Source organism: Pseudotabrizicola formosa, from assembly GCF_002900965.1.
In the GTDB taxonomy this organism is placed as follows: Bacteria; Pseudomonadota; Alphaproteobacteria; order Rhodobacterales; family Rhodobacteraceae; genus Pseudotabrizicola; species Pseudotabrizicola formosa.
This window is the reverse complement of the sequence record NZ_PJOM01000003.1, coordinates 248,700-274,740: the sequence shown is the minus strand read 5'-3', so window position 1 is coordinate 274,740 and position 26,041 is coordinate 248,700. Positions and strand designations below refer to the sequence as shown.

Annotated in this window: 26 protein-coding genes and 1 tRNA gene; 9 read left to right on the top strand and 18 right to left on the bottom strand. The window is 64.6% G+C overall.

The window, feature by feature from the left end; all coding sequences use genetic code 11:
* The first annotated feature begins 83 nt into the window (after positions 1 to 83).
* Positions 84 to 773 (top strand): DUF599 domain-containing protein, encoded by a 690-nt coding sequence (locus tag CXR43_RS12550; RefSeq protein WP_103334414.1) that lies wholly within the window; start codon positions 84 to 86, stop codon positions 771 to 773.
* Here the strand turns inward: CXR43_RS12550 and CXR43_RS12545 are convergent, their stop codons facing one another.
* From CXR43_RS12545 to CXR43_RS12530, 4 genes are read right to left on the bottom strand one after another with little or no spacing between them, the layout of a single operon-like run.
* Positions 774 to 2,846 carry a hypothetical protein gene (locus CXR43_RS12545; protein ID WP_210402098.1) on the bottom strand — a complete coding sequence of 691 codons (2,073 nt, stop codon included), beginning with the start codon at positions 2,844 to 2,846 and terminating at the stop codon, positions 774 to 776.
* Positions 2,846 to 5,605: a DUF4159 domain-containing protein gene (locus tag CXR43_RS12540; protein ID WP_103334412.1), complete on the bottom strand. Its 2,760-nt coding sequence runs from the start codon at positions 5,603 to 5,605 to the stop codon at positions 2,846 to 2,848. Before CXR43_RS12540 ends, CXR43_RS12545 begins: the two co-directional genes overlap by 1 nt.
* Positions 5,605 to 6,417: a DUF58 domain-containing protein gene (locus CXR43_RS12535; protein WP_103334686.1), complete on the bottom strand. Its 813-nt coding sequence runs from the start codon at positions 6,415 to 6,417 to the stop codon at positions 5,605 to 5,607. The genes CXR43_RS12540 and CXR43_RS12535 overlap by 1 nt, the downstream gene beginning before the upstream one ends.
* Before the next feature lie 53 nt (positions 6,418 to 6,470).
* On the bottom strand, positions 6,471 to 7,484 hold the full coding sequence (locus CXR43_RS12530) for an AAA family ATPase (RefSeq protein ID WP_103334411.1): 1,014 nt from the start codon (positions 7,482 to 7,484) through the stop codon (positions 6,471 to 6,473).
* A gap of 598 nt (positions 7,485 to 8,082) precedes the next feature.
* On the opposite strand from CXR43_RS12530, the gene CXR43_RS12525 reads away from it, so the two are divergent.
* Positions 8,083 to 9,081 (top strand): LysR substrate-binding domain-containing protein, encoded by a 999-nt coding sequence (locus tag CXR43_RS12525; RefSeq protein WP_103334410.1) that lies wholly within the window; start codon positions 8,083 to 8,085, stop codon positions 9,079 to 9,081.
* 52 nt (positions 9,082 to 9,133) lie between these two features.
* On the opposite strand, the gene CXR43_RS12520 is transcribed toward CXR43_RS12525, so the two are convergent.
* The 9 genes from CXR43_RS12520 to CXR43_RS12480 form a co-directional block, all read right to left on the bottom strand.
* Positions 9,134 to 10,390: a TRAP transporter large permease gene (locus CXR43_RS12520; RefSeq protein WP_103334409.1), complete on the bottom strand. Its 1,257-nt coding sequence runs from the start codon at positions 10,388 to 10,390 to the stop codon at positions 9,134 to 9,136.
* Positions 10,391 to 10,403: 13 nt separating this feature from the next.
* The gene (locus CXR43_RS12515) at positions 10,404 to 10,910 is read right to left on the bottom strand and encodes a TRAP transporter small permease (RefSeq protein ID WP_246831380.1); all 507 of its coding nucleotides are present in this window, start codon (positions 10,908 to 10,910) and stop codon (positions 10,404 to 10,406) included.
* Positions 10,911 to 10,969: 59 nt separating this feature from the next.
* Positions 10,970 to 11,938, bottom strand: coding sequence for a TRAP transporter substrate-binding protein (locus CXR43_RS12510; RefSeq protein ID WP_103334685.1), 969 nt, complete (start codon positions 11,936 to 11,938; stop codon positions 10,970 to 10,972).
* Between the two features lie 58 nt (positions 11,939 to 11,996).
* A complete protein-coding gene (locus tag CXR43_RS12505; protein ID WP_103334407.1) occupies positions 11,997 to 12,749 on the bottom strand; it encodes an SDR family NAD(P)-dependent oxidoreductase in 753 nt (250 codons plus the stop codon).
* Positions 12,750 to 12,791: 42 nt separating this feature from the next.
* Positions 12,792 to 13,826, bottom strand: coding sequence for a transketolase family protein (locus tag CXR43_RS12500; RefSeq protein ID WP_103334406.1), 1,035 nt, complete (start codon positions 13,824 to 13,826; stop codon positions 12,792 to 12,794).
* Positions 13,823 to 14,677 carry a transketolase gene (locus CXR43_RS12495; protein ID WP_103334405.1) on the bottom strand — a complete coding sequence of 285 codons (855 nt, stop codon included), beginning with the start codon at positions 14,675 to 14,677 and terminating at the stop codon, positions 13,823 to 13,825. Before CXR43_RS12495 ends, CXR43_RS12500 begins: the two co-directional genes overlap by 4 nt.
* Positions 14,678 to 15,139: 462 nt before the next feature.
* Positions 15,140 to 15,214, bottom strand: a tRNA-Glu gene (locus tag CXR43_RS12490).
* Between the two features lie 77 nt (positions 15,215 to 15,291).
* On the bottom strand, positions 15,292 to 16,092 hold the full coding sequence (locus CXR43_RS12485) for a lytic murein transglycosylase (protein WP_103334404.1): 801 nt from the start codon (positions 16,090 to 16,092) through the stop codon (positions 15,292 to 15,294).
* Positions 16,093 to 16,237: 145 nt separating this feature from the next.
* Entirely contained in the window at positions 16,238 to 16,507 is a 270-nt protein-coding gene (locus CXR43_RS12480) for an accessory factor UbiK family protein (RefSeq protein WP_103334684.1), read from the bottom strand.
* Between the two features lie 201 nt (positions 16,508 to 16,708).
* On the opposite strand from CXR43_RS12480, the gene lgt reads away from it, so the two are divergent.
* From lgt to CXR43_RS17925, 4 genes are all read left to right on the top strand, one after another.
* The gene (gene lgt, locus CXR43_RS12475) at positions 16,709 to 17,584 is read left to right on the top strand and encodes a prolipoprotein diacylglyceryl transferase (RefSeq protein ID WP_103334403.1); all 876 of its coding nucleotides are present in this window, start codon (positions 16,709 to 16,711) and stop codon (positions 17,582 to 17,584) included.
* Positions 17,581 to 18,651 (top strand): class I SAM-dependent methyltransferase, encoded by a 1,071-nt coding sequence (locus CXR43_RS12470; protein ID WP_103334402.1) that lies wholly within the window; start codon positions 17,581 to 17,583, stop codon positions 18,649 to 18,651. The genes lgt and CXR43_RS12470 overlap by 4 nt, the downstream gene beginning before the upstream one ends.
* A gap of 4 nt (positions 18,652 to 18,655) precedes the next feature.
* Positions 18,656 to 19,408: a peptidoglycan editing factor PgeF gene (gene pgeF / locus CXR43_RS12465; protein WP_103334401.1), complete on the top strand. Its 753-nt coding sequence runs from the start codon at positions 18,656 to 18,658 to the stop codon at positions 19,406 to 19,408.
* A gap of 257 nt (positions 19,409 to 19,665) precedes the next feature.
* Positions 19,666 to 19,812: a hypothetical protein gene (locus tag CXR43_RS17925; protein WP_168219826.1), complete on the top strand. Its 147-nt coding sequence runs from the start codon at positions 19,666 to 19,668 to the stop codon at positions 19,810 to 19,812.
* Between the two features lie 12 nt (positions 19,813 to 19,824).
* Here CXR43_RS17925 and CXR43_RS12460 read toward each other — a convergent pair whose 3' ends face one another.
* Both CXR43_RS12460 and CXR43_RS12455 read right to left on the bottom strand, forming a co-directional pair.
* Entirely contained in the window at positions 19,825 to 20,073 is a 249-nt protein-coding gene (locus CXR43_RS12460; RefSeq protein WP_146036518.1) for a hypothetical protein, read from the bottom strand.
* A gap of 176 nt (positions 20,074 to 20,249) precedes the next feature.
* Entirely contained in the window at positions 20,250 to 20,750 is a 501-nt protein-coding gene (locus tag CXR43_RS12455; RefSeq protein ID WP_103334399.1) for an Lrp/AsnC family transcriptional regulator, read from the bottom strand.
* A 193-nt stretch (positions 20,751 to 20,943) separates the two neighbouring features.
* Here CXR43_RS12455 and trxB point away from each other — a divergent pair, with 193 nt between their 5' ends.
* Positions 20,944 to 21,906: a thioredoxin-disulfide reductase gene (gene trxB / locus CXR43_RS12450; protein ID WP_103334683.1), complete on the top strand. Its 963-nt coding sequence runs from the start codon at positions 20,944 to 20,946 to the stop codon at positions 21,904 to 21,906.
* A gap of 8 nt (positions 21,907 to 21,914) precedes the next feature.
* Here trxB and CXR43_RS12445 read toward each other — a convergent pair whose 3' ends face one another.
* Complete coding sequence (locus CXR43_RS12445; protein ID WP_103334398.1) at positions 21,915 to 22,481, bottom strand: hypothetical protein; 567 nt, start codon at positions 22,479 to 22,481, stop codon at positions 21,915 to 21,917.
* Between the two features lie 290 nt (positions 22,482 to 22,771).
* On the opposite strand from CXR43_RS12445, the gene CXR43_RS12440 reads away from it, so the two are divergent.
* Together CXR43_RS12440 and CXR43_RS12435 are read left to right on the top strand one after the other, a co-directional pair.
* Positions 22,772 to 24,478, top strand: coding sequence for a bifunctional sulfate adenylyltransferase/adenylylsulfate kinase (locus CXR43_RS12440; protein ID WP_103334397.1), 1,707 nt, complete (start codon positions 22,772 to 22,774; stop codon positions 24,476 to 24,478).
* Between the two features lie 114 nt (positions 24,479 to 24,592).
* Positions 24,593 to 25,285, top strand: coding sequence for a Hint domain-containing protein (locus CXR43_RS12435; protein ID WP_168219825.1), 693 nt, complete (start codon positions 24,593 to 24,595; stop codon positions 25,283 to 25,285).
* On the opposite strand, the gene CXR43_RS12430 is transcribed toward CXR43_RS12435, so the two are convergent.
* Entirely contained in the window at positions 25,282 to 25,509 is a 228-nt protein-coding gene (locus tag CXR43_RS12430) for a DUF1150 family protein (RefSeq protein WP_103334682.1), read from the bottom strand. The two genes, CXR43_RS12435 and CXR43_RS12430, sit on opposite strands and share 4 nt — an antisense overlap.
* A gap of 11 nt (positions 25,510 to 25,520) precedes the next feature.
* Positions 25,521 to 25,934, bottom strand: coding sequence for an Hsp20 family protein (locus CXR43_RS12425; RefSeq protein ID WP_103334395.1), 414 nt, complete (start codon positions 25,932 to 25,934; stop codon positions 25,521 to 25,523).
* Positions 25,935 to 26,041 lie beyond the last annotated feature (107 nt).

Here is a 26,041-nt window from a genome sequence, read left to right as displayed (position 1 = left end):
TTGGAGCGTAGCGCAGAGATTGGTAAAATGAAATAACCAATTTTACCGTGGGAAAGCGCATGGGCTTTGGCTACTGTCGTCGCATGACATCCTTGTTCGCCACCTTCTCGCTCGACACATTGGACGGGATCGCCCTTGCGGTGCTGATCGTTATGTGGGCCGCCACCGGTTGGCTGGCCGAACATCCGCCAGCCTCGCGCCCTTCGGTTTCCGCACTTATGGCCACCTACCGGCGTGATTGGATGCGCCAGTTCGTCACCCGCTCGCCGCGCATCTTTGACGCCAATATCATCGATTCGCTGCGCCAGAGCACGGCGTTTTTTGCCTCGACCTCGATGATCGCCATCGGCGGCGGTGTCGCGCTGATCGGCAATATCACCACATTGGAGGGGCTGGCACAGGATCTGACGCTGGAACCGGCAGGGGTCCGGGTCGAGCTGAAGATCATCCTTGTGTTGCTGTTTCTGGCCAATGCCCTGCTGAAATTCGTCTGGGCCCACCGTTTGTTCGGCTATTGCGCGATCCTGATGGCTGCGGTGCCGAATGATGCGGCGGACCCGCTGGCCTATCCGCGCGCCGATCAGGCGGCAGAGATCAACATCACCGCCGCCAAGAGCTTCAACCGTGGGCTGCAGTCGATTTATTTCGCCCTTGCCGCGATCACCTGGCTGTTGGGGCCATGGTCCCTCATCGGCGCGACTGTCGTCACCTGTTTCGTGCTCTTGCGCCGCGAATTCGCCTCGCTCTCGCGCAAGGTGATGCTGGCACGCTGACTACCCAGCCCGCCGCGCCCCCTTGCGGCCTTCGATCAGCCAGGCGGTGATGGCAAAGCCCGCCACCAGCAAAAGCCAGGCCCAGCCCGGCAACAGGGCGGCCACCCGCACATCCTGTGTCACATAGGCCCCCCGCGGAGTGACCCCGATCCAGCCGCGCCCCGAGGCTGGCCGCCCGTCGCGCACCGTGCGCAGGTCCGGCATGCCGTCAGACAGACGCAAAATGCCGCCATTCGTGGCCGCCACGGGGTCGGCAAGCGGCTCATCCGAGGCAATCGTTTCCACAAATTCGCGTGGCGACGATGGGCCGACGGCGACCACCCGGCTCAATGCGCCCTGTTCCAGCCGATAGAGGCCCACACTCGGCGCTTCAAACACGCCTTCATGCCGTCCCGGAGAGATTTCCACCAGCGGCAGCGCGGTTTCCGCGCCGTCTGGCCCGGTGATGGTCACATCCCCCGGCGGAGTTTCCTCGATGCTGCGGCGGATCACGGTCAGGGTCTGGCCCGACACCGTGCCGGTCAGGGTCTCCTCTTCCAGCTCCGGCTCTTTCAGCATCCAATGCGCCAGCCGGCGCAGCAGTTCCAGCTGTGGCCCGCCGCCTTCATACCCCCGGCCCCAAAGCCAGGCATGGTCGGAGGCAAGGATCGCCACCCGCCCTTCCTCCACCCGGTTAAGGATGAGAAGCGGCCGGTTGTCCGGCCCTTCCATCACCACCTGCCCCGCACGCGGGATCACATCGACCATACGGAACCAGCGGCCCCAGCCACCTTCAGGCGCCAGATCCTCCAGTCCCTCGGTCACCGGATGGCGGCGGCCCAGATCGGTGAGTTGGGGCTGAAACCCGCCCTCGATCACCCGTGCCGTGGGGTCGGCGGGCAGGATCTCGGCCAGGGGCGAGCGCCACAGACTGTCAACCGCGCCATATTCCGGCCCGGCGGCCACCAGCACCGTGCCGCCCCCGCGCACGTAATTCACGATGTTTTCCATGTAAGACATCGGCAGGATGCCCCGCATCGAATAGCGGTCAAATACGATCAGATCGAATTCCTCGATCTTTTCCACGAACAGCTCCCGCGTGGGAAAGGCGATCAGCGACAGTTCCGAAACCGGGATACCGTCCTGCTTTTCGGGCGGGCGCAGGATGGTGAAATGCACCAGATCCACGCTCGCATCCGACTTCAGCAGATTGCGCCAGACCCGTTCGCCCGCATGCGGCTCACCCGACACCAACAGCACCCGCAAACGGTCGCGCACGCCATTGATCTGCACCACGGCAGCATTGTTGCGGTCGGTCAGCTCCCCCTCGGCACCGGCCACCGTGAATTGCAACACGTTCATCCCGCCATGCGGCAGGGTCACGGGCAGTTCCAGATCCTCACCCACTGGCACGGTATAGGTTTGTGGCGCATCGGCATCCACCGCGATGGTCAACTCCGCCATCGGGCCTATGCTCGCAGGCACCGCACCCTGATCCTCGATCCGCAGGGTCAGCATCACCTCTTCACCCAGGATGGCAAAGGCAGGGGCGTTTTTCACGATCAACCGACGGTCCCAATCCTCCGGCGCGCCGGTCAGCAGCACATGCAGCGGCGCGGGCAGGTTGGGAACAAGATCAAGGTCATGCACCTGCCCGTCGCTGATGATCACCGCCCCCGCCACCCGCGCGCGCGGCTCTTCCGCCAGCGCCTCGGCCAAGGCCGTCATTGCCAGCGTGCCAGCATCCTCGGGCCCGTCGCCCACGCGGGTCACGCGCAATTCGGTGTTGTCCAGCGCCGCGACCTCGGCCTGCAAGGCCGCCAACGCCCGCTCGGTCTGGGCGGGGCGGTCGGACAGGTGCTGGCTGGCACTGTCATCCACCACCGCGATCACGATGTCGGATTGCGGGCTGCGGTCTTCCTCTTGCAAGGCCGGGTTGGCCAGCGCCAGCAGCACCAGACCCGCCGCCACCGCCCGCAAGCCCCAGCCCGACAGCCCACGCACCACCGCCAACGCCAGCAGGACCAGGGCAAAGGCCAGTGCCCCCCAGATCAGAGGCCATGGAATCAGCGGCGCGAACACAAGGCTTTGCATCATTGGCCAAGCCTTTCCAGCAGGGCAGGCACATGGACCTGATCGGATTTATAGTTGCCTGTCAGAACATGCATGATCAGGTTGACGCCAAAGCGATAGGCCAGTTCACGCTGCCGCTCGCCGGCAAAGCCGCGTCCCACCGGCAGCAGCGGTGCGCCATTGGCCCCCACGGCCCAGGCCGAGGCCCAGTCGTTGCCGCCGATCACCACCGGCGTCACCCCGTCATTCAGATTGCGGAACGGCATGCCGTCCACCTGTTCGGCATCCGGCGGGGCGGCCTCCACCCACAGCGAGCTGCGCTGGTGACGACCGGGGAAATCCTGCAACAGATAGAAGGTGCGCGTCAGCACATGATCTGCCGGGATCTGCTCCAACGGCGGAATGTTCAGCCCGGCAGCAAGCCGTTGCAGGTGCTGCCCCTCGGGCGAAGTGCCGCCCGCAAGATCGGCGTCGCGGGTATCAAACAGGATCATCCCCCCGGTGCGCAGGTAATCGTTCAGCTTGGAATAAGCGGTGGCCGAGGGCAGCGGCTGCGCCGTGGACACCGGCCAGTACAGGAAGGGAAAGAACGCCAACTCGTCGGTTTCGATGTTCACCCCCACCGGCTGATCCGGCTCGATCGAGGTGCGTTGCCACAGGATCTCGCCCAGACCCAGCAGACCTGCCGCCGCCGTCTCGTCCAGCTGTGCATCGCCGGTCACCACATGCGCCAGCACCAGCCCCGTCGTCGCCTCCAGCGCCTTGGCATCATCGGGCATACCTTGGGCCTGCGCATCCGGGGCCAGCAACACCAGCGCCGCCAGCATCGCCGCCTTGCGGGCGAACCCGCCCAGACGGCCCGACACCCAAAGGGCCGCCAGAATATCCAGCATCAACAGCACCAAACCCCCGGACAGGAACGCACCCTTCAGCGCCTGTTCCGGCGGCGCGTCTAGGCCTTCGATCACCGTCCCCTGCGGCCATGTCGCGGCGGCCAGCGTGGTATCCGCAGCAATCACGTTCAGCGCCACCCGCCGGTCAGACCCGGCATAGAGCCCCGGTGGCTGGTCAGGCCCGGGGCCTGCCACCATCGCTTGCGCCAGCACCTCGCCGGGTTGCCCCGGCAGCTCGCCCGCCTCCTGCGGTTGGCCGTAGGCGTCCAGCACCACCTCGGGCACCCAGATCTGGCCAGCCAGATCGGCGGCCTCGGGCGCGACGGGGCGGGTGGACACCGCCAGCCGCTCCAGCATCGACATGAACAGCCCCGACAACGGCAGGGTGGACCATTCGGCATTCGCCGTCACATGCACCAGCACCACCTGCCCCTGCCCCACCACCTTGCGGGTGACCAGAGGCGTGCCATCAGCCAGTGCCGCAATCGTGCGCTCGGCCAGTTCGGGGTCAGGCTGTGCCAGCACCTGCGAGGTGATGGTCACATCCTCGGGCAAGGGCAGCCCGTGGAACGGCGAGTCTTCGGGGAAGGGTGCCAGTGTCTTCGGCTCCCCCCAGCTCATCGCGCCCCCGACCGACCGACCGCCTTCGCGCAGGCGCACCGGCAGCAGCGGGTCTTCCACCGTGCGGCTGATATCGGACGCCGCCATCTGCGGCCCGGCAAAGCGCAAGAGCAGCCCGCCCGTATCCAGCCAATCCAGCAGCGCATCGGTATCGGCCTGCGACAGCCGCGCCACATCGGCCATGATCACCACATCCGGAGAGGCCAGCAAAAGGTCGGTCAATGACCCTTCCATCAGGTCCGCCACCGGTTCCAGCGCCTGCCGCAGATAGTGCAGCGGCGACAGCAGTTGCAGACCCTCGCGGTCCGCCCCGCCGCCGATCAGCGCCACCTTGCGCCGCTTCAGGCTGTCATCGGTCAGGCTGACTGCCCCCGCCGACCGCAGGCCCGCAATCTCGAAGCGGGTGATCCGGTTGCGCAATTCGGGCGGCAACGACAGTGCCGCCTCGGCCCGTTCGGCCCCAAGGCCAAAGTCCAGCGAGATTCGCGCCAACTCGCGCTCCACCCCCGACGGATCAGGCCCGCGCGCCGACACCTCGACCGACACCGGGTCCGCCGCAGGCAGGCGGGTGGCGGCCAGCTGGATCGCCCCCTCGTCATAGAGCGCCGGATGCAGCGCAAACACCGGGCGCGGGCTTTCGAACACGGTCACCGCGCCCTTGGCCTCCAGCGCGCCCATCAGGACCGCGCGCCCCGGATGATCCAGCCCATCCGACAGCCAGAACGTATCAAACCCGCCCTCGGGCAGCGCGCCTGCCCATCCGGACAGATCGCGCGGAGCCCAGGCCTGCGGCGTCACCCCCGCCAGCCGGGTCGCCACCGCATCCGCTGCCTGAAACGCCACCTCGCCCGGCGTATCACTCAGCCGGATCAGCGCCACCGGGCGGCCGTCGCGCGCCGCCTCGTCCAGCAAGGCCGAAGTCCGGTCCAGCCGGCGCGGCCAGTCGCGCGCATCGGCCCATGTGGCATCCATCACGATCAGAAGCGGCCCGGTCCCCGCCTGCCGCGCCACCGGATTCAACACCGGCCCGGCAAAGGCGATGATGGCGGCGGCAATCGCCGCCATCCGCAACAGGAGCAGCCACCACGGCGTCTTGTCGGCCTCGGCCTCCTCGTCACGCAGACCCAGCAACAATGCCACGCCCGGGAACCGCCGCCGGATCGGCGCGGGCGGCACGGCCCGCAACAAGAGCCACAGGATGGGCAGCGCGATCAGCCCCAGCAAAAGCATGGGCGTTGCAAACCCGATGGGCCCCAGCATGAACATCAGCGGCCCCCCTGCAAGGCGGTATAGATCCACAACAGGCCCGCCTGCGCCGGTTGCCCGGTGTGATGCGTGGTCACATGCCAGCCCACCGCACGGGCCAGATCTGCCAGCCGGTCCTTGCGCTCGGCCAACCGCGCAAGGTAGCGCGCCCGCAGATCACCCGCCTGCTGCGTTTCATGCCGCACCCCGCCGCCCATCGATTCAAACACTGTCCGGCCCGAAAACGGAAACTCCTCCTCCGCCGGGTCCAGCACCTGCACCAGCGCGCCGCGCACGCCCCGGTCGGCAGCTTCGGTCAGCGCCTTTTCCAGCACGGTCAGATCGCCAAAGAAATCCGACAGGAACAGCGCCCGGCCATGGCTGACCATGCCGGTGGCCGTCGGTGCGCCGTATTCGCCCCCCTCTGCCACCCCGGACAAGACCGCCGCCAGCTTAACGATCTGCGACCGTCCCGGACGCGGTGGGGCGGCATCACCCGCCAGCCCGACCCGTTCCCCCGCCCGCAGCAGCAAGACGGCGGTGGCCAGAGCCAGCACCTTTGCGCGGTCCGCCTTCGGCGCGCGCGCCTTGTCGCCGGAAAACGCCATCGACTTGCCCGGATCAACCCAAAGCGTCACCGATTGCGCCGATTGCCATTCGCGCTCGCGCACGAAATGCGCATCGCCCCGTGCCGAGCGGCGCCAATCGATCAGCCGTGCGGAATCGCCCGCATTCACCGGGCGGTATTGCCAGAATTCATCGCCCTGCCCCGCCCGCCTGCGCCCGTGTTCGCCCATCATCACCGTGGCAGCCAGCAATTCGGCCTCGGCCATCAGCGGCGGCAGCGACTGGCCAAGCGCCTCGGCGCGGGACTGAAGGTCAAGGCTCACGCAGCCGCCTCAAGCCGCAAGGTGCGGCTGGTCACACGGTCGATGATCCCCGCCAGCGTCTCGCCCCGCGCGCGCGCGGCAAAAGACAGCGCCATCCGATGCGTCAGCACCGCCCGGCTCATCGCCGCCACATCCGCCACCGACGGGGCCAGCCGCCCATCCAGCAGCGCCCGCGCCCGCACCGTCAGCATCAGGGCCTGCGCCGCGCGCGGCCCCGGCCCCCAGCTCAGACTGCCCTCCAGATCGCGGCCCTCGGCCTCGCCCGGACGGCAGGCGCGCACCAGATCAAGGATCGCCTCCACCACAGCCTCCCCGACCGGCATCCGCCGCAGCACGGATTGCGCCGCCAGCAACTCGTCAGCGGTAAACACTTGCGTCGATTGCGCCTCTTCGGCCCCGGTGGTGGCAATCAGAATGTCCCGCTCGGTGGCGCGGGTCGGATATTCGACATCGACCTGCACCAGAAACCGGTCCAGCTGCGCTTCGGGCAGTGGATAGGTGCCTTCCTGCTCAATCGGGTTCTGGGTGGCCAGCACATGGAACGGACGGCCCAGCTTGCGGTGCTGCCCGGCGATGGTGACTTCCTTTTCCTGCATCGCCTGCAGCAGCGCCGATTGCGTGCGGGGGCTGGCGCGGTTGATCTCGTCCGCCATCAGCAACTGGCAAAAGATCGGCCCTTCGATGAACCGGAACGCCCGCGCCCCGCCATCCGCCGTTTCCAGCACCTCCGATCCCAGAATATCGGCAGGCATCAGATCCGGCGTGAACTGGATGCGGTTGGCAGACAGGCCCATCACCGTGCCCAGCGTATCGACCAGCCGCGTCTTGCCCAGTCCCGGCAGGCCCACCAGCAAGGCATGACCACCGCAGAGCATCGAGGCCAGCACCAGATCGACCACCTTTTCCTGCCCGATGAACCGCCGGTTGACCGAGGCCTTGGCCTGCCCCAGCCGGTCCCCCAGCCGCTCAATCGCCTCCACCAGATCGGTCTCGGGGGGGGAAATGGCCATGTCGACGCCTCCATTGGGGTTGCTTCGGTCCCATTAGACCCAACTATGCCGCAAGGCACAAATGGCAAAAGCAGCCAAGGGACAAATGATCGTGAGATGCGGAAGGGCACAGACGCACCGACCTGTGACCCTGCCCGAATTCTGACCAGAGCGCGCAACGGGCCCAAGCCCGCAGCCGAAGCAATATCAAGGGAGGTGGCAACCCGTGACGGAGTGCGACAGTCTGACTTTTTCAATGGTTTAGGTTGACCAACCTCTGCACTTCTCTTCGTTGAAATCGTTGGGCATATTCCAGATTTGACTAACCTTTTCTGGTCGATTGCCGTGGCCCGGCGCCCAAACGGCAGAGGTGAAAAGTCTCAACGGGCGGAGAGTGCACTTTGCGACATGGAATCGCCCTGAAGGGGGGGCAGAGGTCTGACGTGCTTACGGCCGCATTGCATCTGCGAGAGCAGCCACTCGCCACGGCGATCTCGACCAGCTGAGGTGCGAGGTGATCCTGACGGTAGATATCATATTTCTTTGCGAAAAGCGATGGCAGCAAGATTGCGTCAATCAAATCAATTGCCTCACGAAGCCTGCATTACTACTTTGCACCATGGCACGCGATCTGAACCTCAACTCCATGGCGCATTTCGAAGCCGTCGCCCGTTTGGGAGGCGTGGCGCGCGCATCAGAGGAATTGCAGGTGTCTGCCTCTGCTGTCAGCCAGCAGATCCGCTTTCTGGAACAGCAATTGGGAGTACGGCTGTTTCATCGCGAAAAGCGCCATCTGCGCCTGACGATTGATGGCGAGAGGTTGTTTCAGACCACCAGTCAGGCGTTTCAATCCATCCGCGAGGTGCGCAGCGCCATCGTCCGTCAACGCGAAAGCCACAATCTGTCGATCCGGGTCAGCCCTTCTTTTGGCGTGCGCTGGCTGGCACCGCGGCTGATCGAGTTTGTGCGCGAACACCCGACCTGGGACTTGCGGGTGGATGCAACGCCCAACTTTTCCGAGTTCGAGACCGAGGTGGTCGACTTGGACCTGCGCTATGGTGAAGGTGGCTGGGCGGGTCTTTATTCGAACTGCATCGCGCATGATCTGGTGCTGCCGATGTGCGCACCGTCGTATCTGGCGGAACTTCAGGCATTGTCGCCCGATCCGCGCGAGCAATTGGCGAAAGCGCGGCTGATCGACAGCGTGAAAGCCTATTTTCGCTGGGATTACTGGTTGCCCCGCAATGGTGTGCAGGGCGCACAGATGAGCTATTCCTATCGCTTCGACCGGTCGTCAATGTCGGTTCAACTGGCGCGGGACGGCGGCGGCGTCATTCTGGAAAGCACCACCCTGGCTTTCGAGGAACTGCGGCGCGGTCAGCTTGTGCCTTTGTCATCCCAATTCGAGGCGATCGAATTTCCCGCTTACTGGCTCGTCTGCCCCGCGCGGCATATGGCGCGGCGCTCGGTCAAATCCTTCGCGAAATGGGTCGAAACGGTGGGCGCGCGCGACACTCAGATCGCACGGCTCTGGCTGTTGGAGCGCGGACACAGCACCCGGTTCGAACGGCGTGCGGGCTTCAACGATGCCGAGACGGATGCGCTGGACGGCCTCTGAAACGCATACGGGCGGCCCGCGACCGGCCGCCCGCTGCTCTTGGCCGACCCCGTCAGTAGATCGTCAGGGCCGGGATGAAGGAAAACGCCAGCAGCACCAAAATCGCCACCAGATAGAACGGCATCAGCGCGCGGGTCGTCTCGCCGATGCCGGACCGCGCAATGGCCGACGAGATGAACAGCGTCGTGCCCACCGGCGGCGTGTAAAGCCCGATCGACAGGTTTATGACCATCATCAGCCCCAGTTGCACTGGATCGAGCCCGATGGAATTGCCCACCGTCACGAACAAAGGACCAAGGAGCAGCACGGCGGCGGGCAGGTCAAGGAACATGCCTACGATCAGCATGACGAGGTTCAGGGCAAGGATCACCATCCACGGTTCGCGCAGTGTGGCCGTGACCCAGGACGCCAGTGCCTGTGGCACCTGTTCGGACGTCATCACCCACTGGATCGTGCCCGAGGCCATGATGATGAGCATCACCGCCCCCGTCATCATCCCTGTGCTGACCAACGCGTCCCAAACCAACCGGGGTGTCATGTCGCGATAGACGAACAGCCCGATCAGCAGCGCATAGGCCACCGCCAGCACCGAGACCTCGGTGGGTGTGGCGATACCAAAGCGCAGGGTGCCGATCACGAAAACAGGCATCATCAAGGCCGGAAACGCAAACAGGATCTGGCTGCGGAACGCCCGAAATCCGCCCGGAAGCGGGGCCGCCGGAAGGCCTCGCCGCCGGGCAACCCACCAGACCGCCACCATCATCCCCACGCCCATCACCAGCCCCGGCAGGATGCCCGCCACGAACAGGTCGATGATCGAGACATTTGCCACTAACCCGAACAGGATCAGCGGAATCGACGGCGGGATCAGCACCGAGATGGTGGAGGACGAGGCATTCACGGCCGCGGCAAAGGCTGGGGGATAGCCCTCTTTGACCTGCACCGGGATCAGCGCGTTGCCCATGGCGGACGCATCCGCCACCGCAGACCCTGACACGCCCCCGAACATCACCGACCCAAGGATCGAAACCTGCCCAAGGCCACCCTTGAACCGCCCCACCAGAAGGCGGGCGATGTTCACCAGATATTCGCCGAACTTGCCGTGCATCATCAGCGTGCCCGCCAGAATGAAGAACGGCACGGCCAGCATCGGAAAGCTTTGCGTCGGGGCATAAAGGCGCTGCGCGATCACGGCCAGAGGCTTGCCCTCGATCAGCAGGGCGGCGGCGGTCCCGCCCAGCATCGCATGGGCCACAGGCACCGACAGCGCCAACAGCACGAAGAACACAAGGATCAGTATCTGTGTCATGTCAGTTCCCCCCTCAACTCAGCGACGATGCGGCGATGCCCCGCCCCGGAGTGCGGCCCATCATCAGCGTGATCAGATCGCAGGCGCAGATCACCGCCACTCCGACAAAGCCATAAACAAGGCTGGCATAGCCCCAAAGTTGGCTGACGCCCCCCAGACTGGCAATCCGCTGGAACCGCGCCGCGCGCATGATCGGAAAAGACGACCAGACCACAAAGGCCGAGATCACCAGGGTCAGCGCCAGCACAAGGAACAAAAGCGCTCGCCCCGCCACCGGCCCCAGCAAGTCGGGCAGGATCGTGACGGCTATGTTGCGGTTGTAGATGGTGGCAAGGATCAATCCCCCCGCCACCATCCAGGGCAACAAGATCGCGTGCATCTCATAGGCCCATTGCAGCCCCGCGCCAGAAGTATAGCGCAGGATCACATTGGCCAGCAGGCCTGCGAACAGGACGGTCAGTGTCAGCGCACAGATCAGCCGCGCGCTGAGGTCGAGGCCGAAAACGATTCCGCCTAGCACGCGGGGCGGGTGTGTGTCCGGCCCCCTGCCGTTGTGTGTGTGCGAGGGGCCGGAGGTCGTCATTTCGCCGCTTCCTCGCGCAGGCGTGCAACCAGATCGGGGAACCGCGCGCCCCATGCCTCATAGACCGATGCCGTGGCGTCGATGAAGGCCTGTCGGTCGGCCACCTCGGTCAGCGTCACGCCCTCGGCCTTCAACGGCTCGATCAGCGTGGTTGCCGCCTCCAGCGCCAAGCCGCGCTGATACCATTTGGCGGCCGTTGCGGCCTCTTGCACGCAAGCCTGATTTTCCGCCGAAAGACCCGACCACCAGGACAGCGAGGCCATCAGCGGCGCACTTTCGTATTTGTGACCCGTAAGGCTGATGAACTTGGTGATCTCGTGGATCTTGGACGAATAGATGTTCGTCAGCGGGTTTTCCTGCCCCTCGAACACGCCCGACTGCAGCGCGGTCGGCAGTTCCGCAAAGGCCAGCGGGGCCGGGTTTGCGCCCACAGCGTTAAAGATGGCAAGTGTCATCTCATCGGGTGGCGTGCGGATCTTCATCCCCTTCAGGTCATCCGGCGTGGTGATGGATTTCGACATGTGGCTGACATGGCGGATGCCGTTGTCCCAGTAAGCCAGCACCTTGAGGCCCGCATCCTGCGCTTTGGCGTCGATCATCGCGCCGACCTCGCCATCCAGCACGCGCCAGGCAGTCTGGCTGTCGGAAAACAGGAACGGCAGGCCGATCAGGTTGATCTCGGGCACGATCTGGCCGGTGGCGCCTTGGCTGTTGGCGGTAAGCTGCACGATACCGGCCGATGTCGAGGTGAGCAGTTCCACATCATCGCCCATCGTGCCGCTGTCGGCGATGTTCACGGTGACGGCGCCTTTGGTGCAGCTTTCGACCTGCGTGGCAAAGAGTTTCGCCGCCAGATGGCGCGGGTTGGTGGGGGCCGCACCATGGCCCAGCACGATGGTTTCGGCGTGTGCTGCCGCGGGCAGCAGGGCGCAGGTCAGCAAAAGCGACTTCAGGATAGATTTCATGGTTTCTCCTCCCATGGGTTATGATGTGTTGCAGATCCCGGCCCCACCGGGCAAGGCGTCAGTGGATCAGCGAGCCTCCGTTCACGTCCACTTCGGTTCCGGTGCAGTAGGCCGACAGGCTGGAGGCCAGGAACAAAGCGCAGCCTGCGACATCGCTTGCTTCGCCCGCGCGGCCCATCGGAATGCCCGACAGGATCGTCTCCATCATCTCGGGCGTCAGTTTTCCCGCGGTGATGTCTGTAGCGATGAAGCCGGGGCAGATTGCGTTGATGCGGATGCCGGCGGGGGCCATCTCGCGGGCCATTGCCTTGGTCAGGCCCAGCACGCCGGCCTTGGCCGCCGAATAATGCGGCCCGCCAAAAATGCCGCCGCCGCGCTGCGCCGAGACCGACGACATGTTGATGATGCTGCCCGATCCCTGCGCCTGCATCTGCGGAACAACGGCCTGGCTCATGTAAAGCGTACCGCGCAGGTTGACGTCAAGCACCGCGTCATACTGGGCGGGGCCGATGTCCATGACCTTCAGCGGTTGGGTGATCCCTGCGTTGTTCACCAGCACATCGATCCGGCCCATCCGTTCGATCACCGCCGCTGCCGCCGCGTCGCAGGCGGCCTTGTCGGTTACGTTGCAGGCCAGCCCGATGTGGCCCGCCCCAAGGTCCGCCGCCGCCGCCTCGGCCTGCGCCGGGTTCAGGTCCAGAATGGCGATCCTCGCGCCGTGCTCGGCAAACAGTCTTGCCGTCGCCTTGCCCAGTCCGCGTGGCGAGGCCGCCCCGGTGATAATTGCGACATATCCGTCCAACAGGCCCATGGCCCTCTCCTCCTCAGACTATCAGTGCGTTTGCGGGCAGCATTACAACCAGCCCTTGATCTGCTGGGCCACCTTGGCGGCCGTCAGCCCATACATCTCGTGCAGCGTGGGCAAGGCACCCGCCTCAAGGAATTCATCCGGCAGGGCGATCATGCGGAACGTGGGCGTCACACCAGCACGCAGCAGCGTGCCCGCCACCGCCTCGCCCAGCCCCCCCACAACCGTGTGGTTTTCCGCCGTTACCACCAGACGGCCCGGTTTTCCGGCCTCGGCCAGAATTGTCGCGGTATCCAGCGGCTTGATCACGGGCACATGCAGCACCGCAACATCCACACCGTCACGGGCCAGCAATTCGGCGGCATCCAGCGCCCGCATCGTCATGATACCCGATGCAATCACCAGCACGTCGCCCCCTTCGCGGATCATCTGCGCGCGGCCCAGTTCGAACTGATAGTCGGGTTTGTAGCGGGTCAGCACCGAGGGCACCTTGCCCCGCAGCAAGCGGCTGTAGACCGGCCCATCATGCGCCGCGATCACTGGCACCATCTGGGCGATGTCGGTGGCATCGCAGGGGTCGATCAACGTCATGTTCGGCAACCCGCGAAAGATCGCCAGATCCTCGGTCGCCTGATGGCTGGGCCCGTAACCCGTGGTGAGACCCGGCAGTGCGCAGACGATCTTGACCGGCAGGTTTTCCTCTGCCACGGCCATGGCGATGAAGTCATAGGCGCGGCGGCTGGCGAAGACGGCATAGGTGGTGGCAAAGGGAATGAACCCCTCGCGCGCCAGCCCGGCAGCCGCCGAAATCAGCACCTGTTCGGCCATGCCCATCTGGTAGAACCGCTCGGGCATCTCGGTGGCAAGAACATGCAGGTCGGTGTACTTTGCAAGATCAGCCGACAGGCCGACAACGCGTTCATCGGTCTTTGCCAGATCGACAAGCGCGTGGCCAAAGGGGGCCGACACGGTGTCATAGCCTTCGGCGGCCAGACTGGCGATCATGGCGGATGTCGCCACCTTTTCGCCCTGCGGCACGCGGCGGGCTTCGTATTTGCGGGCCATGGATGCGAGTGTCATGATGGTTTTCCCTCTTCCAGAACAGCCAGGGCCTTGGACCATTCGTCTGCCTCAACCCGCACGAAATGGGTGATCTCGCGCGCTTCCAGAAAAGGCACGCCCTTGCACATGGTGGTATCGAAGATGATGACGCGCGGCTTGGCCTCCGTGACCGCGCGGGCGGCGTCAAAGGCCGCGACCACAGCGTCAAGGTCATTGCCGTTCACCCGCTGTGCATGCCAGCCGAACGCCTCCCATTTTCCGCGCTCGTCGCCTTGGGCCAAGGCTGCGGTGGACTTGCCATCCGCCTGCTGGTCGTTGAAATCCACAAGGCAGATCAGGTTGCCAAGGCGATGCTGAACCGCCGACATCACCGCTTCCCAGGTCGATCCTTCGCCCAGTTCGCCATCAGACATCAGGTTGTAGACAAAGGCCGGGTTGCCCTTGCGCTGCAGCCCCATGGCCATGCCGACCGCGATGCCAAGGCCATGGCCCAGCGATCCGCCGGTGATCTCCATGCCGGGGGTATAGGAAGCCATGCCCGACATCGGCATCCGGCTGTCATCCATGCCATAGGTTTCCAACTCGTCCTCTGGCAGGATGCCCGCCTCCATCAGCACCGCGTAAAGGGCGATGGCATAATGGCCGATGGACAGCAGGAACCGGTCGCGCCCTTCCCATTCGGGGTGCTTTGGATCATGGGTCAGCGCGTGAAAATACGCCGCCGCAAGCACATCGGCGACACCAAGCGCCTGCCCGATGTAGCCCTGCCCCTGCACTTCGCCCATCAAAAGCGCCTTTCGACGGATATTCCAGGCCCGCAAAGGCAACGAAACGTTGGACGCCAAAGGCGCGCGGCTGAGTTCTGTCATGGTCTCCCCCCCATCGGCTGAACGCCATGGGAAAGTGCTACATACAACTGGTGATTCGAGATTTAATGTTCTGTTAACTATCTGTGAAGTTAAGCTACACAAATCCGGAGGCGTATAAGACATCCATAATCTTCACCGATTTCCAGACGCGAACGCCCAACGAACCGGAAAATCCCCAGATTACGTTGTTCTATGAATTCTTAAGTGTTTGGCGCGCCATGTGTGCTGCGCCGGGATAGAATGGCCAGTTTGTAGCCAGAGCACCGCTGCACACGCGAAAAGTTCAATGTCAGCTATTGGCCAAGATCGACGACCACCAGATAGCCGTGTGCATTACCGCGACTTGGCTAGGCAAATCTGTCTTTATCAACCACCGGAACTCATTGAAACCGAGCCCGTGCGACTCCCTTAAATGACCAACGTAGCCAAAAGCTATTGTTATAAAACGGAATTCAGGGAAAGTGGCAGCCCGTAGGGGAGTCGAACCCCTCTTCCCAGGTTGAAAACCTGGTGTCCTAACCGATAGACGAACGGGCCACTGGCGGGCTGAATAGGGCAGCGGGCGGCAGCGCGCAAGGGGGAAAATGACGGTGCCGCCACCGATCCCTGCGGGCCTAGCCGTCGATGCGCTTGGCCATGATGGCGATGGCCTGCTGATAGACGGTGGCCGCATTCCACTGCTCGATCACGGCAAAGTTCGGCTCGCCCTGCTGATATCCGGCCCCCGGGCGCCAACCCTTCTGGCGCAGGAAATTCGCGGTCGAGGCCATCGCATCGGTCAGGTTGTTCAGATCAACCTTGCCATCACCATTGCCGTCCACGCCATAGATCAGCGCATTGCCGGGCAGAAACTGCGTGTGGCCCCATTCGCCATGCTTGGCCCCGACCGAGGCCGAGGTGATCGCCCCCTCATCCACCAGCTTGAGCGCACCAATCAGATGCGGGCGGAAAAATGCACTGCGGCGGCAGTCATAGGTCAGTGTGGCAATGGCCGACACAATGTTGGTGTCCCCCATAAAGCCGCCAAACCCGGTTTCCATGCCGTGAATCGCCACCAGCACCCCGGCAGGCACGCCATAGCGCTGCTCGATCGCGGCAAACAGATTGGCGTTCTTTGCCTTGCGCGACCGGCCTTGGCTTACAATCGCATCCGCCCCGCGCACTTGCATGAATTTTTCCAGCGTATAGCGAAAGCTGCGCTGGTTGCGGTCGGCCGCGATGGTAGCGCCGGAATAGCTTGACCCCATCAGCGCCGCCAACCCGCGCTGGCCCACGCCTTCGGCCCGCGCCTCTGCCGCCATTTCGGTCTTCCAGGCCTCGTAGCGCCCCCCGGTATCGGAACAGGACGCGGCAGAAGCGGCCGAGGCGGCAAGGGCAAACCCGACCGCAAGGCAAAGGGATTTCAAGACAGGCATCAATACACTCCGACAGATGAATTTTCGCGCAGTGTAGTGACGCCCGGACACGGTTCAAGCGAATGCTGGCCGCAGAGGCCGGGTTCGCCGTCAAGTTTGCGTCAGAAGAGCGAGGTCACGTCAGCAAAACCAGGGAGGCTGCAGATCAGACCGCAGGTGTCTCGGTCTTGCCGCTGCCGCCCGCTTCCAGCGCGGCAATCCGCGCCTCCAGCGCCGCATTCTCTTCGCGCGCCTTGACCGCCATCGCCCGCACCGCGTCAAATTCCTCGCGCGTCACGAAATCGCGGTCCGCCAGCCAGCGGTCGATCAGACCCTTCATCGCGGTTTCCGCCTCGGTCTTGGCCCCTTGTGCGACCCCCATGGCATTGGTCATCAGATGGCTCAGGTCGTCAAAGATCTTGTTGCGGCTTTGCATCGGGCTGGTCCTTGTGCTGTCTTCTTCCTTATATGGCCCCGCACCGCCGCGCCGCAAGACGGCGCGGCAGATTGACGACCCGGGGCGCGCCGCAAGACGGCGCGGCAGATTGACAGCCCGGGCCGCGCCGCAAGACGGCGCGGCACATTGACAACCGCGCCCCACCTGCCGACAACGCGGGGGTCCGGCAACCGAGGTGTCATGTCCTATATCCCCTTCCCGCAGATCTCGCCCGAGATCTTTGCCATTGACCTGTTCGGCATGACCTTTGCCCTGCGCTGGTACGCGGTGGCCTATATTGCCGGCCTCATTGGTGGCTGGCGACTGGTGCTCGACACGCAACAGCGCCCTCAGCTGTGGAACGGCCCCCCCCCGATGAGCGCCGATCAGGTTGAACGCCTGCTGACCTGGGTGATCCTCGGGGTGATCCTTGGCGGGCGGCTGGGCTTTGTGCTGTTCTATCAGCCGGGGTTCTACCTGCAGAACCCTGCCGCCATCCTGCGGGTGTGGGAAGGCGGCATGTCCTTCCACGGCGGCTTCCTGGGCGTGGTGGTCGCAGGCATCCTGTTCTGCCGCCGCGAAGGCATCCCGATGCTGAAAGCCGCCGATGTGATGGCCTTGGCGGCCCCCTTGGGCCTGTTCCTTGGCCGGGTTGCCAATTTCATCAACGCCGAACTATGGGGGCGGCCCACCACCCTGCCCTGGGGCGTCGCCTTTCCGGGTGATGCGGCACAGACCTGCCCCGGCGTCGTCGGCATCTGCGCCCGCCACCCCAGCCAGCTGTACGAGGCGGTGCTGGAAGGCCTGCTGCTGGGCGCGGTGCTGCTGTGGCTCGCCTACCGGCGCGGCTGGCTGAAATGGCCGGGCGCGTTGACCGGGCTATTTGTGGCAGGCTATGGCGCGGCGCGCTTTGTGGTGGAATTCTTCCGCCAGCCCGATGCGCAGTTCATCACCCAAGGCAACCCCTTGGGCCTTGCGCTGCACATCGGCGGCTACGGCCTGACCATGGGCCAGATCCTGTCGTTGCCGATGATCGCCGTGGGGCTCTGGCTGGTCTTGCGCGCCCGTCCCGCATGACCAAAGCCGCCGGAACAGAGCTGGGCCGGATCATCGCCGCGCGGATCACCGCCACCGGGCCGATCACGCTGGCCGAGTTCATGGCCGAATGCCTGTTGCACCCCGAGCATGGCTATTACACCACCCGCACCCCGTTTGGTGCGGCGGGCGATTTCACCACCGCGCCCGAGATCAGCCAGATGTTCGGTGAACTTCTGGGCCTGTGCCTTGCGCAAAGCTGGCTCGATCAGGGCGCACCCGCCCCCTTCACGCTGGCCGAACTCGGCCCCGGTCGCGGCACGCTGATGGCTGATGTGCTGCGGGCGACCCGCAGCGTGCCGGGCTTTCACGCCGCAGCCCAGGTGCTGCTGGTCGAGGCATCGCCCGCCCTGCGCCGCGACCAACTGGCCCGGCTGGCCCCGCATCCCATCACCCATGCAGGCAGCATCGACTCGCTGCCCGATCAGCCGCTCTTCCTGCTGGCCAATGAATTCTTCGATGCCCTCCCGATGCGCCAGTTCCACTTTGACGGCAGCCATTGGCGCGAACGGCTGGTCGGGCTACAGGATGGGCAACTGGCCTTCGGCCTATCAGATCCGCTCACCCTGCCCTTCACCGCCCCGGCTTTTCAGACCCCCCCCCCCGGCCGCGTGGTCGAGGTCTGCCCGGCGGCGCAGCCCATCGCCCAGATCATCGGTCAGCGCCTCGCGGCGCATGGCGGGGCGGCGCTCATCGTCGATTACGGCGGCTGGCGCTCGGCGGGCGACACCTTTCAGGCGATGCGCGCCCATGCCTTTGCCGATCCGCTGGCCACCCCCGGAGAGGCCGACCTGACCGCGCATGTGGATTTCGAGGCCCTGGCCGCGCAGGCCCGCATGCCGCATGTCTTTGCCAGCCAGGGCGAGTTCCTGACGCGGCTGGGTATCGAGACCCGCGCCGCCCGGCTGGCCCAATCGCTTGCCGGAGAGGCCTTGCAATCGCATCTTGCCGCGCATCGGCGCTTGACCCACCCGCAGGAAATGGGTTCGGTGTTCAAAGTGCTGGGGCTTTACCCCCCCGGCAGCCCCCCACCACCCGGATTCGCCTGACCCCATGACCCTGGCCCCCATCACCTCCGACGCGCTGACCGTCCGGCACGGCTTCTTCACCCGCAAGGGCGGGGCCTCTTCGGGCATCTTCGCCGGGCTGAACTGCGGCGCAGGGTCCAGTGATCTGTCGGATGCGGTGGCCATCAACCGCGCCAGGGTGGCGGCAAGCCTGGATGTGCCGCTCGATCACCTCGTCGGCGTGCATCAGGTGCATTCGGCCGATGTCGTCACCGTGACCGGCCCCTTGCCGGTGCGCCCGCATGCCGATGCGCTGGTGACCGCCACCCCCGGCGTGGCCCTGTCCGTGCTGGCCGCCGATTGCCAGCCGGTGCTGTTTGCAGATTCGCGCGCGCAGGTGATCGGCGCGGCCCATGCCGGCTGGCGCGGGGCCATGGGCGGGGTGCTGGAGGCAACCCTTGACGCGATGGAGGCTTTGGGTGCCACGCGCGCCAACATCTCCGCCGTGATCGGCCCCTGCATCAGCCAGCGCGCCTATGAGGTCGGGCCAGAGTTCTTTGACAGTTTCATCGCCGAGGATCCCGACAACAGCCGCTTCTTTGCGAATGGCAGCGGCGACCGGATGGTGTTTGACCTGCCCGGATACGGGCTGCACCGCCTGCGCCAGGCCGGTGTGGGCCATGCCGAATGGACCCGGCACTGCACCTATCACGATGCCGAGCGATTCTTTTCCTTCCGACGCACCACCCATGCCGGCGAGGCCGACTATGGCCGGCTGATATCGGCGATCCGGCTGTAGCCCCCGCTGGCGCAGGGTCCGGGGCCGGAATATGGCATCAATGGGGGCAAGATCCGGAAACACGGATCTGCCACTCCGCCGAATTGCCGCTAAATTCTGCCATATCAATCAGATAACACGTCAGACCCCGCAGCAGGACCGCCCAGCCCCTGCATCCGCCTGACCACAATCTTACACAGATCACGCCGCGTCCCCGCCCCAAACCCGGGCCAGACTATGCCCCAGAGACAGTGCTTCAAGGACCAAGGGACCCTGCCATGAAAAAAGACCGCCGTTGGCTGAAATCCGCAATCGCCGCCAGCCTTGATCCGCAGATCGCTCTGCCCTGGGCGCGCGGGGTGCGCCGCAAACCGCAGGCGCTGAAGACACTCCCCACCCCTACCCGGGCGCAAGCCGCACGCTGACCGAATCGAGTTTCAAACACACGGGCCGCGCAATGCGCGGCCCGTTTGCATTTGTGCGCCGGGCAGGATTGCACGGAACAGCCAAAGGTCTTTTTCCCACCACAATTGACCGGTTTTTGTTGCCCGAAGCTCAACAATCCGGGGCATTGCCGCCGACTGATGAAAAATAACGGCCAATGACAGAAAAACTTTGACGAAGCGCCGGATTTTCGCCATGTTCCGACCATAGCGATTTACCATCGAAATGGTGGACTGGCGCACGATGTAAGACCCGCGCAACTTGCGGGGGCAGCGAAGCCAGAACGGTCGTTGCTTTGGCAAAAGCGGTCCCGGTGCTCCTCTGGCACACTAACGGGGCCGCTTTTTGCGTTCAGGGCCTCTGTCGCTCGGCAGGTGTCGCTCGGCAGGTGTCGCTCGGCAGGCCCTGTCATCGGCGCTCAGGCCGTTCTGGCCAGCCGCTCTTCCAGCACATCGAACGGCACACCGGGGTCATCCTTGGCGCAGCGGATCACCAGACTGGTTTTCACATTGGCCACGTTCTCGGCCTTCAGCAGATCGCCGGTCAGAAAGCTCTGGAACGATGACAGATCCGATGCCACGCATTTCAGGATAAAGTCGATCTCGCCATTCAGCATGTGGCACTCGCGCACCAGCGGCCAGGCGCGGCAGCGCGCCTCGAACGTCGCCAGATCCGCCTCGGCCTGGCTTTGCAGCCGCACCATGGCAAAGACCTGCACCTCAAACCCCAACTCGCGGGCGTCGATATCGGCATGATAGCCCTTGATATAGCCCGCCTCTTCCAGCGTGCGCACCCGGCGCAGGCAGGGCGGCGCCGAAATGCCCACCCGCTTGGCCAGTTCCACATTGGTCATCCGCCCGTCAGCCTGCAATTCCGCCAGAATCTGACGGTCGATCGGATCAAGCTTTGACACAGCCATGGGGCGCTCCTTTTTGCGCCTATCTAGGGCCGCCCTGTCTTCCGCGCAACAATGTTTCAACATCGCGCAGGAATATTTCGCCAACCCACCCTCTGCCAGCACAATTCTGCAGATCCGCCGCCGCATCGCAGGGGGTTTCCGCCCCGCCCGCAACCGCCTATATCAATCGCGCATGAAACCGGATGAGGGCACCATGGGCAATACACGGCATACACGCGTTCTGATCATCGGCTCAGGCCCGGCAGGTTATACGGCGGCGGTGTATTCGGCCCGTGCCATGCTCAACCCCATTCTGGTGCAGGGCCTGCAACCGGGCGGCCAGCTGACCATCACCACCGAGGTGGAAAACTGGCCCGGTGACACCCATGTGCAGGGCCCCGATCTGATGGTGCGGATGCAGGATCATGCGCAGGCCATGGGGGCAGAGATCATCAGCGATTACATCACCTCGCTCGACCTCAGCCGCCGCCCCTTCGTGGCAAGCGCCGATTCCGGCACCACCTATACCGCCGATGCCGTGATCCTCGCCACCGGCGCGCAGGCCAAATGGCTGGGCCTGCCATCCGAGGAAAAATTCAAGGGCTTTGGCGTGTCGGCCTGCGCCACCTGTGACGGGTTCTTCTATCGCGGCAAAGAGGTGGTGGTGATCGGCGGCGGTAATACCGCCGTGGAAGAGGCGCTGTTTCTCACCAATTTTGCCACCAAGGTCACGCTGATCCACCGCCGCGACTCATTGCGCGCCGAAAAGATCATGCAGGACCGCCTGTTCAAGCACCCCAAGATCGAAATGCTGTGGAATTCCGAGGTGACCGAGATCCTGGGCGATGATGCGCCCCTGTCCGTCACCGCCGTGCGCACCCGCAATCTGCTGACGGGGGAGGAAAAAGACGTGCCGTGCCACGGCTTCTTTGTCGCCATCGGCCACGCCCCGGCCTCCGAACTGGTCAAAGATCAGCTCGCGCTGCATTCGGGTGGCTATGTCACCGTGGAACCCGGCAGCACCCGCACCAGCATTCCGGGCGTCTTCGCGGCGGGCGACCTGACCGACCATATCTATCGTCAGGCGGTCACCAGCGCCGGCATGGGCTGCATGGCAGCTCTGGACGCCGAAAAATTCCTCGCCGCCCAGGACTCGGTGTTGAAAGCCGCCGAGTAGGCGCGCGCCTAGTACCGGGTGCGCGACCGCTCACGCGAGGGCAGCTCGCCACCATGGTCCAGCGCGCCAGACGGTGCAATGTTGCGCGCCTTGTCTGCCATCGCCCCCTTGCCGGGATCGGCCTCGGGGTCTTCGGGGTGCAGCGGACCTCCGTCTTCCAGCATGGCGTTGGTCTGCGCCCCCGACTGCTTCAGGTCCATCGCTTTTTCAGCCAGATCCGCTTGGCTCTCGCCAGCCTCTGCCTCGGCAGCGCCTCCGGCCCGGCGCTGGCGTTCTTGCGTCACAAGCTCCAGCGCAAGACCCAAGACCCGTGCCTTGCCTTCGCTACCCGCGTTCTGGGTGGCCGGGGCCACCCCCGCCGGGTCCGCCTTGCCCCGCGCTTCGCGGCGCTGACGGTTGGCAATCTCGCGCGCCCGGTCGCGCCGGTCGCGCAGGCGCTGCAACGTGTCGTTCAACTCTGACTGGCCGATCTGCTGCAGATCGCTGCGCCGCGCGGTTTCAACCAGCTTCGCCTCATCCTGATCCAGAAGACGCAAATCATCGGCATGAAAGGTGTGCTTGTCTTGTGCGGTCATTCTGAATCTCCTTTTGAACATATCTCCTGACAAAAACGCCCCACCGCCGCGTGGGTTCCCTATGCGCCGGGGGGGTGCGCCGCGGCGGCCCCCCCGCGTGAACGAAATCACCGGGACGCACGCGCAATGCGGAAAGGCTTCCGCTTTGCGGCGCGGATGCAGCATTTCCGCCCTCGTTTGCGGCAAACCCCCTGTTTCGCTTGAATTCAGCCGCATTCGCACGCTACAGCCCCGCGCGAATGACGAGGCTATGCCCTCGCCCGGCTGTGCATGTGAAAGGCCCGTATCCGATGTCGCTTCCCAACCTTGCCCCGATTCCAGAGCTTTATGTCTCCTACGACTCCGCCCAGAAACTGAAGGCCGAGGCGGGCAACCTGCCATCCTGGGATATGACCGCGCGTCAGATCTGCGATCTGGAACTCCTGATGAACGGCGGCTTCAACCCGCTCAAGGGCTTCATGTCGGAAGCCGATTACGACAGCGTGGTGGAAACCATGCGCACCGCCAGCGGGGCGCTGTTCCCGATCCCGATCACGCTGGATGTAAACGAAAAATTCGCCGAAACCATCGAACCGGGGCAGGACATCGCGCTGCGCGACCAGGAAGGCGTGATCCTTGCCATCCTGTCGGTCACCGACAAATGGCTGCCCAACAAGGCGCTGGAGGCGGAAAAGGTCTTTGGTGCCGACGATCTGGCCCATCCGGCGGTGAACTACCTGCACAATCAGGCGGGCCGCGTCTATCTGGGCGGCCCGATCACCGGCATCCAGCAGCCGGTGCATTACGATTTCAAAGGCCGCCGCGACACGCCCAATGAGTTGCGCGCCTTCTTCCGCAAGATGGGCTGGCGCAAGGTCGTGGCCTTCCAGACCCGCAACCCGCTGCACCGCGCGCATCAGGAACTCACCTTCCGCGCCGCGCGCGAGGCCCAGGCCAACCTGCTGATCCACCCCGTCGTCGGCATGACCAAGCCGGGCGATGTGGACCATTTCACCCGCGTGCGGTGCTACGAGGCGGTGCTGGACAAATACCCGCAATCCACCACCACCATGAGCCTTCTCAACCTCGCCATGCGCATGGCCGGCCCGCGTGAGGCCGTGTGGCATGGCATTATCCGCAAAAACCACGGCTGCACCCATTTCATCGTCGGGCGCGATCATGCCGGGCCGGGCAAGAACTCTGCCGGGCAGGATTTCTACGGCCCCTATGACGCGCAGACCCTGTTCGCCCAGCATGCGAGCGAGATCGGCATCGAGATGGTCGATTTCAAACACATGGTCTATGTGCAGGAAAAGGCGCAATACTACCCCGCCAACGAAGTGCCGGAAAACACCACCGTTCTGGATATCTCGGGCACCGAACTGCGCCGCCGCCTGCGCGAAGGCATCGACATCCCCGAATGGTTCAGCTTCCCCGAAGTGGTGCGCGAACTCCGCCGCACCTCGCCGCCCCGCGCGCAACAGGGCTTCACCGTCTTCTTCACCGGCCTGTCGGGCTCAGGCAAATCCACCATCGCCAATGCGCTGATGGTCAAGCTGATGGAAATGGGCGGCCGTCCGGTCACGCTCTTGGATGGCGATGTGGTGCGCAAACACCTGTCCTCGGAACTGGGGTTCAGCAAGGAACACCGCGACATCAACATCAAGCGCATCGGCTATGTGGCGTCGGAAATCACCAAGAACGGCGGCATCGCGATCTGCGCCCCGATCGCGCCCTATACCGCCACCCGCCGCGCCGTGCGCGAGATGATCGAGGCCTTCGGCGCCTTCATCGAGGTGCATGTCGCAACCTCCATCGAAGAATGCGAACGCCGCGACCGCAAGGGGCTCTACAAACTGGCGCGCGAAGGCAAGATCAAGGAATTCACCGGCATTTCAGATCCTTATGAGGCCCCCACCAAGGCCGAACTGGTGGTCGACACCGAAGGCACCGATGTCGATCACTGCGCCCATCAGGTGATCCTGAAACTGGAATCGCTGGGCCTGATCCGCGCCTGATCCACAGCTGCGCCGCCTCCGGCAAGGTCAGAGGCGGCGCAGCTTAACCTGTTCGAAAGCTGCCGCTGCGATGCTGGTGCCATGATTTCCTCGGCAACGGCAGGAACCATGGCGATGACAGACAGCGGCCCAATCCCTGCCGGTGCCAGCGGCGCAGAGCTTTCCCCTGTGCTTTCCCCTGTGCTCCGCCCGCGCGGCTTTGCGCCGGCCTTGCCCCCCGCCTACCGCAGCCTTGTCGCCGGCACGCAGATCCGCACCCCGGATGGCCCCATATGGATTGATGATCTGACCCCCGGCAGCCTGGTGCTGACCGCCGATCACGGCCCGCGCGTCCTGCGCCGCCTGCTGCGCCGTCGCATCGGCGGGCGCGGGGCCGCAGCGCCGGTCCTGATCATGGCAGGCACTTTCGGCACCTGCCGCGATCTGCACCTGTCACAGGATCAGCGCATCGTGCTGTCAGACCCGCGCACCACTGCCCTGCCCGGCACGCCGCAGGTCATGGTCGAGGCGCGCCATTTGCTCAACGGCACCACGGTCCGGCTCTCCCCCTGCGCGGGGGTCGACTATATCCATCTGGTGTTTGACCGGGCCGAACTGATCTTTGCCGAAGACATGTTGACCGAAACCGGCAGCGCCGACCCCCAGCCAAAAGGCGCGGCTCCGCGCCCCATCCTCAGCCCCGTCGATCTTGCAGGCCTCCTGCCAGCGCTGATCGGCCCGGCTCTGCCGCCAGATCTTCTCAAGGCGGGCCGCCCGATGGCCGCCCAACGGACCAGATCTGCGACGGCCAAGCCGCAGATCCCCTAATGTGCGCTGACCGGGGCCAGATCGTTCTGCCGCGCCAGCGAAAACGCCAGGTTGCGGTCGCGCACCAGCGCCAGACGCTCGCCATTCGGGCGGTGCACAGAATACACCGTCTCGACATCACCAATCTGCTCGCGCAGGTCATCGGGCAAATCGGCCACCATGACCGGGCGCACGTAGACGATCGGGCTTTGTGCCTCGGCAACCCCTTTGAAAGGACTGTTCATCTGCATTCTCCTTATCCGCGGCCAATACGGATGGTCTGGACCACCGCATCCGGAACCGATCGTTTCAGATCAATGTGCAACAGGCCATGGTCCATGCTGGCCCCTGCCACCTCGACACCATCTGCCAGTACAAAGCTGCGCTGAAAGGCGCGCGCGGCAATGCCCCGATGCAGGAACACACGGTCTTGTGTGTCTTCGGGCTGCCGTCCGCGCACCACAAGCTGCCGGTCCTCGACCGTTATGGCCAGATCCTCCTCGCGGAACCCGGCCACCGCCAGCGTGATCCGATAGGCATTGTCCGCCGTGGCTTCGATGTTGAATGGCGGATAGCCCTCGCCCGCGGTTTTTGCCGTCCGCTCCACCAGCCGCTCCAGCTGTTCAAACCCCAGCAGGAACGGATGCGCGCCAAAACTCAATTTCGTCATCTGTCTGATGCCCTTTGCAAAAGCGACATTATGCGGTGCAGGCCCGTCACTGGCACCTGCATCTGATCAAATATGGGGAAGGCCGCGGCAGGGTGCAAGGGTGCAGC